Genomic DNA, 10,937 nt, shown 5'->3' with positions numbered 1-10,937 from the left:
TAAGTATGATATAGATGATAGTATACTTACAGTAGGCTTTAAAGAAGATAATTTTGTTGTTTATAGTATTATAGAATATAATACAAATTTATCTAAACATGAACTGTTGAAACAGGCATATGTGCAATGTAGAGATGCAATAGAGTATGAGAAAACTTTAAGTGAGCATCTAATTACTACAGATGAAATAGGGGAAGAATTCATACTAGAAGATAGTAAGCCTATAAAATTAGAAGTTGATTTTAATAGTTTAAAAGGTAAAGTTTTAGACCAGTATGGAAGTATTATATCTGAGAATATTATATTTTCTGTAGAGGGTAGTGACAAAGCTAAAATAGAAAATAATAAAATTATTGAGGAATCTGTATTAATTGATACAGATTATTTTATTGTTGCTAAATATGGAGATTTAATAGAAAAACAACAATACACTATATACGCTCCAAAGGTTATTAAGGAAAGTGTAGATGAAGAGAAAGTCGCTATGGCTGAAGCTATAGTCGATTTAAATTCACAAATAGAAATGTTAAAGAAGGAAATTGAACTTTTGAAAGGTGGTAAATAATTATGTTAAAGCAATATCTAATAGTAAGTTATGGAATTTTAGTAAAGGCAGGAGCTTGGGATTTGGAAGAAATAGAAGGTTCTAATAAGAAGGTAGTTCCAGAAGAATATAAAATTAAAGTAGCAGAGTATTTAGCTACTCAAAGTATTTTAAATTAGAAAAAAAGTCTTGCAAACTATAGGTTGCTATGGTATTTTATAGAAAATATAGTAAAGGAAGTGATATTGTGGCAAAAGTGTTTTATCCAAAGGATTCAATATTTGTACCAGCAAGTTGTCCACCACATCCTCAAAATACAGAGTATAAGGTATCTTATGGTGAGGAAGATTGGAATGGAACATTTGTATCAGTTTTTAAAGTTCAAATGGTTTATGATGGAGTGGTTTCTGGAAGAAGAAGCCCTTCATTCCCAATTGAAACAGATGATTATTTTAAGGTACATGATACGATGTTAAAGTTATTAGAAAAATATAATAAGTAATTATTTAATAAGGGAGATCTGATAATATTGAAGTATAAAAGAGAAAATTTATTAAATGTAGTTAGATATGAAAATGAAGAAGATGTTGAATCGTTAATAGAGCATTCTGAAATAGTAGAAAAGATATCAAAAGAAATATATGATCAAGTATGTGCTAAGAATGATAAAAATCAAGATGAGTTAGACATTATTATATGTGGAGCTTTATTGCATGATGTGAAAAAACATGTTGGGAAAAAACATAACAAAGATGGAAAAGAATTTTTGGAAGTAAATATAAATAAGTATATAGAATTTGATAAAGGTGATGAATTTAAAAGAAACAAAATATTAGAAATTGTAGAATTTCATAAAGGTTCAGTAAAAAAATATAAAGATAAAAGTGAAACAAGTATAAAACTTATTGAAATAGTAAGAGCTGCAGATAAGATATCTAAGTTGTATAAAGATAAAAAATTTAAATTAGATAAAATCAAAGCTAGTATTGATGAATTAAATAATGAAGAAGTAAAAAAAGTAGCGGTTAAGGTTTTAAATCAAAAAGCAATAAGTTTAGATATAGAATATAAATAAGTTTGGCGACGTAAATCTAATTTTACGTCGCTTTTGAAAAATAAGACGACATAAAATTAAATAATTAAAAGGCAAAGTAGGGACTAGAGATAGTCTTTTTATTTTGCCTTTTTAAAGGAATTTCAAATTTGATGAAGAATTTTAATAAGTATGAAATACATTTATAAGGGAGAGGGAAAAATGAGCTGTGATAGAATAGCAAGAAGATATAATATTTCCGAATTAGAATTACTTGTAGAATTATTGGGGAAAGTTGTTGAGAAAAATGAAAGTCAAAAACAAAAATGTAGTTCAATATTAACTGATAATGTTCATACTATGAAAAAAATTTTAGAAAAATTTATTCAGTATAAGGATAAGTTAAATAGACAGATAGAGGAATGTAAGGATAACATAAATTCAGATGATTTTATGGATTGGTTAAATCATGATAATGAGTTATATCTACAAGCTGTTATAGGAATTGAATTGACTTTAGAGGAATATTTTGTGTTGTATTTTTATTTAGATTCTGCAATTTTAGATAAAAATCCATCTTTAAATAATAAGATAATATTATTTAAAGATGAGCTGGCTAGAAAAATTGCATTTACGGCTAGTTGGAAACATTTATGCAAATGTATGCATAAATAAATATAAGAATAGTATTAGTAAATTCATTAATGTAGTAAAAAAGAACTTTAATTAGTTCTTTTTTTATTGCTTATTTTTATAGGAAGAGGTGTAAAAGGTGGAGTATTTAGCAGAAAAATTAGGTGCATTTAGTGCTGTTATAGGCACTATGGTAACTTTTCTATTTGGAGAGTGGGAAATAGGATTGCAGATTTTAATTGCGTGTATGGCATTAGATTATGTAATGGGATTGTTATGTGGTTATAAAAATAAAGAATTAAGTAGCTCTACAGGGTTCATTGGACTTAAAAAGAAATTTACAATAATAATAATTTTGATTTTAGCAGTATTGCTAGATAGATTAATTGGTCAAGGTTGGGTGTTTAGAACTTTAGTAATATATTTTTACGTTGCAATGGAAGGTATAAGTATTTTAGAAAATGCAGTTAGATTAGATGTTCCAGTTCCAGAAAAACTTAAAGATGCATTAGTGCAACTTAAAGAGGGAAACAAAAAAGAAATAAAAAAATAGGAGTTGATTATAGTGTCAAAAAAAATTTGGATTGATATGTGTCATGGATGTGGAGAAGATAGAGGGGCAGTTAGTATTGCAAATGAAGAGATTGAAAGTGATAAGCTTACTGCTTTAGTAGTTCCTATGTTAAGACAGTTAGGTTATATTGTTAATGCTACTAGACCTACAGGTAATTACACAGAAGAAGGTTCTTGCTATAAGAGAGCCGAATTGGCCAATAATTGGGGTGCCGACATATTTGTTAGTATTCATAACAATGCAGGTGGAGGCATTGGTGCTGAAGCATATACTTTTAATGGAGAGAAAACCGCTACTGCTAAGAGATATTTGGAGTATATTTTAAGTCATGGTGGCAAGACACATGATGGCACTTTGAAACATAACACTGTAGATGGTGCTATTAAACCTCATAATGGATTAATCGTAATAAGAGAGACTAATATGGAAGCAATACTTCTTGAAAACTTTTATGTAGATACGAAAGAGGATTATAACTTTTTTAAGGCTAATATAAATATGTTTGCTTGTGCCATAGTATATGCTATAACTGGTGTTGATTTAGGAAAAAAACAAATATCAAATAATAATAATGAGGTGAAAGTAGATATGAAAACAATAGTACTTTATTTTGGAGATATGGATGCAAATGCTGCTATATATGTAGCACAAAAAAATCAATGTCCTATGATGAAAAAGTGTGATTTTGATGTTAGTGGATTAAAAGTAGAAAAGATAATTCAAATAGGTGGAAAATTTGGCAGTACTAGATATGATAGTTTAAAGGATGCAGGAAAGTTAGTTTAAATTTATAAGTAGTTCTTAGGAGCTACTTTTTATATTTCTATATAAAAAAGGATTTTAAATATATCTCAAATTGAATAAATTTGTAAAAAGTACTAGAAAAATGGTATATTTTATATATGTTAATAAACTAACTTATACAGTATAAGTATTTTAAATTTGGGAGGAATATTGTGAATATAAATATTAATGTGGATATTGATAATGATCTATGGAAAATGATTAAAAAAAATTATGAAAATGAAAATTATTCTGGAGCAATCTTAGATGCTATACACTTGTTAACAGAAACAATAAGAAATAAATCTGGATTAGAAGGGGATGGGGTAAAGTTAATTCAAACTGCATTTAGTGTAAAAAATCCAAGAATTAAAATTAATAATTTACAAACTGAATCGGAAATAAACATTCAAAAAGGAACACAAGAATTATTAGTAGGTTTTTATACGGCTATTCGCAATCCACGTAGTCATGATAGAATAGATGATAAAAAATCGTATGCAGATGCGATAATCATTTTTATTAATCATATAATAGGTATAATTGATCAGTCTAAATTTAAATTTCAAATAGACGAATTTTTAAAATATGTATTTGATAAAAATTATGTGGAAAGTGATGAATATTCAAAGTTATTGGTTGAAAAAATTCCTGAAAGGCAAAGAGTTAATGTGGTAATTAAAGTAATGTCAAAAAGAAATATGGAGTATATATTTAATTTAAAATCCTTTATAAAGTCACTTTTTGACAAATTAAAAAAAGATGAAGTTGACAGAATATATAAAGTTATTAGTGAAGAGTTAGATTTTGCAAATTCAGTAAGTGATATAAGTGAAATTTTAATAATGTTTCCAGGTGCATATTGGGGATGTATTGAAAAACGTGCAAAATTGAGAGCAGAAAAAATATTATTTGAAGAAGTAATAAAAGAAAATATTAACTCGAGAGGTGTTATAATTGGGGAATATATAACGTATGATCATATGTTATGTTTTGATAATATTAATTCTTGGATGGATATGTTAGTATCTAAGTTAGAAAAGGAAGCACTAGATAAACATTATGTATATAGACACTTTTGGGATGACATACATTTACTTAATAAAGAAAATATTAATTGTTTATTGAAAACATATATTATTAATGGTTTATCAAAACAAGATAAGAATGTTATGCAAGCTGTAGAGAACAAAATAAAAGATGATAAAGAACATCCGTGGTGGAAGGTTTTTGAAAAAGAGCTTGAAAATTACACAGATATAAAGAAATATAGTATATTTACCAATTAATTGGCAAGTAAATTAAGTCGCATTAGCTAATTAGTGTAAATAATTATTTTAAAAGGTAGTTTTAGAATTACCTTTATTTTCATGTTTAAAATTATATGAAAAGCGTGTACTATATAACTTTAAACATAAAAATAATAATCGCTATTTAATTTATTGTGGAGGAATACTTATGAAAAAACAAATGATTGATGAAAATGAATTGATGTCACCAGAAGACGATATTGCTTTAAAAAATGTTTTTGAAAATATATTGTTAGGATTTGAAGAAAAATTAGATATTAATTTTTATGGTGCAGAACATGAGTATGGATTATTTAGACTATACTGTATTATAAACACTAAAAGAATACACGAGTCAATAGAGGAATTTATCAACACAATGGAATACATTATAGATGCATATAATAAAAACAATGAATGTTTTTTACATATCATGAAGAAAACTATTGAAAAAAGAGATGAAGCACTAGAGTTTTTTTGGCAATATAGGGAAGATGGTAAAAGATATATGGAATTGAGTAAAGAAAAATATAATTTTAGAGAAAAATCAATGACGTTACTTAATATTTTAAGTCAGTTAATTGAGAATATAATTAAGCGAGAGGCATTTTTATTAAATAAAGTTAATGTTATTATGGAAAAATCAAAATTAGATAGTGAAGATGAATTGTATGATGTTATACAAAATTTATTTAAGACACCAACATATAAATTGAATGAAAGAGTTAGGAAAAATTTAAATGGTATACCAATAAATCAATATAGAAATATAGTGGCACATTCAAGTTTTGAATTAAAAAATAATAAAATTCATGCAAGATATGGCAAAAATAAGTTTAAAATTTTATCAATAGATGAAGTTGAAGATATATTAAATGAACTATATGCTTTAAGACTATTTATCAAAATATGCACTAATTTAACTATAGATTTTATGATTATAAAGTATCCCAATTTAAGAAGTCATTTAAAAATAATTCCAGAAACAGCTATTTTAGATATTAATTCTATTATAGAGCAATACGGATTTAAAATTATAAAATACGAAATTACAGATAATTTGTGTATTAATGGAGAAGAAATACAATATGAAGGGGATGAGGTTTTTTTTATAAATCATATAATTTGCGAAGAAAATAGGATAAAAGATGTTTGCTTGATAATATGCATAATTATTTTTGAGATGGTACCTATTTTCAAGAAAAAGAATAATTATCCTGATTTAGAAAAAATAATGTGGGTATTAAAATTATCATTTAAGAATACAGAAAATACTGTGCATTTATTTATGGAATATGATGAAGTTAAAAATTTAAGAATAAATCCTATAATGTATTCTAACATCATAGAAAATAAAATAAGAGCTAATGATGGAATAAAAGACTATTTCAAATTATAGATATAGCTATTAAATTTAGAAAGGTAGTTTCAGTGCTACCTTTATTTTAAAAAACAAAAAATGTCTAATAAAATTAGATTTTTTCTAAGTTTGTCGAATATATGTACAAGCTTAAATTAAAGGTTTACACTTGAATTATAATTGCAATTTAAGGGGGATTTTAAAATGGCTAAGAAAAAAATTTATAAAAGATGGTGGTTTTGGTTAATTATAATTGTTTTAGTTGTTGGAATTGGGAATTTAGGTAATTCTAAGGATAAGGATGTAGCAACAAAGAATGAGGCAAAAGAAACTAATGCAAAAGTTAGTTCTCAAAAAAATGAAGAAAAGACACCAGAAAAAGATAAAAAAGAAGATAGTAAAATAACATATGAAAATTTTCTAAAAGTAGCTATGGGACAAAGTTATGAAGATGTATGTGCGTTACTAGGAGAAGGTGTAGAAAGTTCATCAGCTGATATAGGAGGAGTTTCAAGTAAAAATTATTCATGGAAAGCTAAGGGGATAGCTAATATGAATGTAACAGTTCAAGATGGAGTGATTGTAGGAAAAGCTCAAGCTGGATTAAAATCTGGAAATATTAATGTAACTTTAGATAAATATAATTCTGTAAAAGAAGGAATGAGTTTAGAAGAAGTTAATAAGATTTTAGGAGAAGGAGAATTAATCACAGAAAACAAAATTATGGATATGGGTAGTTCAATGTATGCATGGATTAATAAAGATGCTTCAAATTGTAATATAACATTTCAAGATGGTGTAGTAACTATGAAAGCACAATTAAATTTAAAATAGAAGTAATATATTTGGAAATAAGCTTGAGTTTTTCAGGCTTATTTTTATACCATTAAAAGGAAATAAAATGCATTTCTCGAATATAATATATTAAGGAGGCATTTTATGAGTGTAAAAAATAATTTAAAAAAAATAAGAATGATGGAATTTCTTATGGCTCCAGGTGAATTTGCTAGATTTTTAGGAGTCGATATAAAAACATATTCTGGATGGGAAAATGAAAGAAGCAAACCAACACTAGAAAGAGCTTTGAATATAGCAAATAAATTAAATAGGGACGTAAAAGAGATATGGTTTTTAGATTAAACTATATCTCTTTTTTATTATAGAAAATATCTTAAAAAATAAGAATATTAAATAAAAACAAGAAATTTCTTAAAAAACAAGAAACTTCTTATAGGTAAGTGCATACATATAAAACATAAAGATAATTAAAAATTATTTAAAGTATGTAGGTGATTTATATGATAGTAAGAAGTATATTGCTAACTGTAGATTTAATAGCATTAGTACATTGTAATAATAAGAGATTGGAGTATAAGAATATTAGTGAATACCAACTGCGAATAGGATATAGAAACAATTTAATACTTAAGCAACCTATTTTAGTTGATATGAGAGTAACACCACATATATTTGTATGTGGACTTTCAGGCAATGGTAAAACAAAAATGATTGAGTATGCATTAAGGGATAAAAAAGTTGTATTAATAAATGTATTTGAAGATGATTTAAAGAACATTAATACGAGTAGAAGAATAAACGGAAATGATAACATATTAAAATATTTTAATAACTTATTAAAAAGCATCAAAAGGCATGAAATACCACTCTACTTAGTTATAGATGAAATGCTCGTATTATGTATGGATAAAGCAATTACAAAAGTAATAATGGATGTATTAGCAGTAGGTAGACATTATAACATTTATATAATTGGGATAGCACAAATAGGAACAAAGGAATCTATTAAATTTAAAGATTTATTTAATGCACGTGTATGTTTTAGACAAGTAGAAGAAAGCAGTTATAGAACGGTTTTAGGATATAGTCCTGAAAATACAAAACTAAAGAAAAGAGAATTTTATTATTATAGTGATAATGTTGGTAGAGGTAAAACTTACACTATTTAGAAATATAGAATTTTTATTTAAAAAGCATTTGAGTTCAATATTTTTTCGCGATAGTCTTTAGCGATAGCGAAAAAATATTGAACGTGAAAATACTTTGAATAAAAATTCTATATAACTTGATAGTAGCAGTTTAACTTTCCGAAAATGAATGAAAGGTTATATAATACTAAAATTATTACAACAGATGATAGAGTGGAGATTTATAAAATTAATAACTATGTTGTGAAAGAAGGTCACAAGAGTAATAATAAAAATGGTAGAGGTGGTAAGAAAGAAATTGATGAAGAAACTAAAGAATTTAATAAAGAGCGTAGTAGAAAAACAACACTAACAAATGCTAGAAATAATATTATAAGACTTATAAAAGCTAATAACGATATGCAAACATTTATAACATTAACATTTTCTAAAGAACTAGATTTTAAAGAAAGTAAGAATTGTTTGAACAAAATGTTTAAAAGATTAAATAGACAATATGAAAATTTAAAATATATTTGGGTGTTAGAGTACGGAGATAAGAAAAATAGACTACATTACCATATACTTTGTAATATTCCAATCAATATAAAGTTAAGCGGTAGTAAAGAAAAAAAGTCAATAGAGCATAAGAAACTAGAAAATGAATTTAGTAAAAATTACTGGCAACATGGATTTGTAGATATAAGAAATTTGAATCAAGAAGGTAACACTAATATAGCTTTATATGTTAGCTGCTATATTACTAAAAGTATGGAAAATAGGAACTTAGAAGGTTATAGAATTTATGGTTATAGTTCTAAAACTTTAAAGAAACCAATTACTACAAAAATATATACAAAATATTCGATAGAAGATATTTTAAAGAATTTTGATTTTGATGATTATTATATAAGATTTTCAAATAATTATAAAATTGGTTATGAAAGTTTTAAAGGTGAGTGCAAAGGTAATGTTATCTATATGGATTTATATAAAAATAAGGAGGATCAATTATGAAAATAAATGAAATAGATGTATTGGTTACAAAAATTGATTTAAAGCAAAACAAAGAAGGTAAGCCCTATATTGTTGTAGACTTTTTAGATTTAGAAAGTGGAGATACTTTTAATATAATTGAAAAAGATATAGAAGTAATGAAAAGTTTGAAACAGATGACAAAATATAAAATAAGCTTAGTGTTAAATTCTAATAAGTATGGCTTGAAATTAGGATTAAAAGAAGTTGTAGAGGAACTAGGGGGAATATATTAAGAGGAAAAGCACCAGTTATGGTGCTTTCTTTTTACATTTCTTATATGGTATAATACTGTAGATATTTTATAAATAAAATTAAAAAAATTGGAGGAAGTTAATATAATGAATATAACTAAAGATATTAATATAAAGGAAAATAATAAGCAATTAAAGTTCTGGATTTGTACTTGGGGTTGTCAGATGAATGAAGAGGACTCTGAAAAACTATCAGGTGGATTAAAGCCATTAGGACATATAAGAACAGAAAATAAGGAAGAAGCAGATATTATAATATTTAACACTTGTTGTGTAAGAGAGAATGCAGAACAAAAGGTAGAAGGTAACCTAGGGGCTCTTAAAAAGCTTAAAAAGGAAAAACCTAATACTATAATTGCTGTTACTGGTTGTATGATGCAACAAGAGGGGATGGCAGAGAGTATAATTAAGAAATTCCCTTATGTTGATATAATAATAGGAACACATAATGCTTATAAATTTAATGAGTATTTACAAAGAGCTTTAGGTGGAGAAAGACCAATAGTTGAAATATGGAATAAAGAAGATGATATAGTAGAAGGACAACCAATAGATAGAGCAAGTAGCATAAAAGGATTTGTTACAATAATGTATGGATGTAACAATTTTTGTACATATTGTATAGTGCCACATGTTAGAGGAAGAGAAAGAAGTAGAAAACCAGAAGAAATAGAAAATGAAATAAGAGAAATGGTTAAAGAAGGTTATAAGGAAATAACTCTACTAGGACAAAATGTAAATTCTTATGGAAAAGGATTAGAACCAAATATAGATTTTGCTATGTTATTAAGAAGAATTAACAAAATAGAAGGAATAGAAAGAGTTAAATTTATGACATCTCATCCAAAAGATTTAAGTGAAGATGTTATAGAAGCTATAAAAGAATGTGATAAATTATGTGAAACTATACATCTTCCAGTACAATCAGGTTCTTCTAGAATATTAAAAAAGATGAATAGACATTATGATAGAGAACAGTATATGACTTTAATAAGAAAAATAAAAGAAAGAATTCCCAATGTAGCATTAACTACAGATATAATAGTAGGATTCCCGGGTGAGACTGATGAAGATTTTGAAGAAACATTAAGTCTTGTAAAGGAAGTTGAATATGATTCAGCATTTACTTTCTTATATTCAAAAAGAAAAGGAACTCCAGCTGATATGATGTTAGACCAAGTTCCTGAGGATGTTAAAAAAGAAAGATTTAATAGATTAGTTGAAGCTGTAAATGAAATTGCAGCTAAGAAAAACAAAGAATATGATGGCAAAGTTGTAGAAATATTAGTTGAGGGACACAGCAAAAATGATGAAACTAAACTAACAGGAAGAACTAGAACAGGAAAATTAGTTAATTTTGAAGGAAATGAAGAAAATATAGGAAAGCTTGTAAATGTTAAAATAACAAAAGCACAGTCTTTCTCATTAGTAGGTGAAGAAATTTAATTAACTGTTATATAAATTAAAGCGACTTATGGTAATCCAATTTTAACTAGGAATAATTAAA

At 26.0% G+C, this 10,937-nt stretch carries 15 protein-coding genes; all 15 read left to right on the top strand.

Annotated features, from left to right (window positions below; genetic code table 11):
• The coding region (locus BN346_RS04910) for a hypothetical protein (RefSeq protein ID WP_034440073.1) at positions 1-565 on the top strand (565 nt) is incomplete at its 5' end.
• Positions 566-567: 2 nt separating this feature from the next.
• Positions 568-723, top strand: coding sequence for a CD1375 family protein (locus tag BN346_RS21890; RefSeq protein ID WP_187372124.1), 156 nt, complete (start codon positions 568-570; stop codon positions 721-723).
• 68 nt (positions 724-791) lie between these two features.
• Complete coding sequence (locus BN346_RS04905) at positions 792-1,046, top strand: hypothetical protein (RefSeq protein WP_034440071.1); 255 nt, start codon at positions 792-794, stop codon at positions 1,044-1,046.
• 27 nt (positions 1,047-1,073) lie between these two features.
• Positions 1,074-1,619 carry an HD domain-containing protein gene (locus BN346_RS04900; RefSeq protein ID WP_034440069.1) on the top strand — a complete coding sequence of 182 codons (546 nt, stop codon included), beginning with the start codon at positions 1,074-1,076 and terminating at the stop codon, positions 1,617-1,619.
• 180 nt (positions 1,620-1,799) lie between these two features.
• Entirely contained in the window at positions 1,800-2,252 is a 453-nt protein-coding gene (locus BN346_RS04895) for a hypothetical protein (RefSeq protein WP_034440067.1), read from the top strand.
• Between the two features lie 148 nt (positions 2,253-2,400).
• A complete protein-coding gene (locus BN346_RS04890) occupies positions 2,401-2,763 on the top strand; it encodes a phage holin family protein (RefSeq protein ID WP_051540037.1) in 363 nt (120 codons plus the stop codon).
• Between the two features lie 12 nt (positions 2,764-2,775).
• Positions 2,776-3,570 carry an N-acetylmuramoyl-L-alanine amidase gene (locus BN346_RS20400; protein WP_051540028.1) on the top strand — a complete coding sequence of 265 codons (795 nt, stop codon included), beginning with the start codon at positions 2,776-2,778 and terminating at the stop codon, positions 3,568-3,570.
• Between the two features lie 170 nt (positions 3,571-3,740).
• On the top strand, positions 3,741-4,856 hold the full coding sequence (locus tag BN346_RS04880; protein ID WP_034440063.1) for a TIGR02391 family protein: 1,116 nt from the start codon (positions 3,741-3,743) through the stop codon (positions 4,854-4,856).
• Positions 4,857-5,025: 169 nt separating this feature from the next.
• Positions 5,026-6,255: a hypothetical protein gene (locus BN346_RS04875; protein WP_034440060.1), complete on the top strand. Its 1,230-nt coding sequence runs from the start codon at positions 5,026-5,028 to the stop codon at positions 6,253-6,255.
• A 165-nt stretch (positions 6,256-6,420) separates the two neighbouring features.
• Positions 6,421-7,050, top strand: a complete 630-nt coding sequence (locus BN346_RS04870) for a DUF3862 domain-containing protein (protein ID WP_034440058.1) — start codon at positions 6,421-6,423, stop codon at positions 7,048-7,050.
• Positions 7,051-7,155: 105 nt separating this feature from the next.
• Positions 7,156-7,356 carry a helix-turn-helix transcriptional regulator gene (locus tag BN346_RS04865; RefSeq protein ID WP_034440056.1) on the top strand — a complete coding sequence of 67 codons (201 nt, stop codon included), beginning with the start codon at positions 7,156-7,158 and terminating at the stop codon, positions 7,354-7,356.
• A 158-nt stretch (positions 7,357-7,514) separates the two neighbouring features.
• Positions 7,515-8,183: a hypothetical protein gene (locus BN346_RS04860; RefSeq protein WP_034440054.1), complete on the top strand. Its 669-nt coding sequence runs from the start codon at positions 7,515-7,517 to the stop codon at positions 8,181-8,183.
• A gap of 144 nt (positions 8,184-8,327) precedes the next feature.
• Positions 8,328-9,158 (top strand): rolling circle replication-associated protein, encoded by an 831-nt coding sequence (locus tag BN346_RS04855; protein WP_034440052.1) that lies wholly within the window; start codon positions 8,328-8,330, stop codon positions 9,156-9,158.
• The gene (locus BN346_RS04850; protein ID WP_034440050.1) at positions 9,155-9,412 is read left to right on the top strand and encodes a hypothetical protein; all 258 of its coding nucleotides are present in this window, start codon (positions 9,155-9,157) and stop codon (positions 9,410-9,412) included. Before BN346_RS04855 ends, BN346_RS04850 begins: the two co-directional genes overlap by 4 nt.
• A gap of 105 nt (positions 9,413-9,517) precedes the next feature.
• Positions 9,518-10,876, top strand: a complete 1,359-nt coding sequence (gene miaB / locus BN346_RS04845; protein ID WP_034440048.1) for a tRNA (N6-isopentenyl adenosine(37)-C2)-methylthiotransferase MiaB — start codon at positions 9,518-9,520, stop codon at positions 10,874-10,876.
• Positions 10,877-10,937 lie beyond the last annotated feature (61 nt).

The sequence above is a fragment of the Clostridium ihumii AP5 genome (assembly GCF_000612845.1).
Taxonomy (GTDB): domain Bacteria; phylum Bacillota; class Clostridia; order Clostridiales; family Clostridiaceae; genus Clostridium_J; species Clostridium_J ihumii.
Note: the sequence above shows the minus strand (reverse complement) of the source record. Positions and strands in the feature narration are given on the sequence as shown.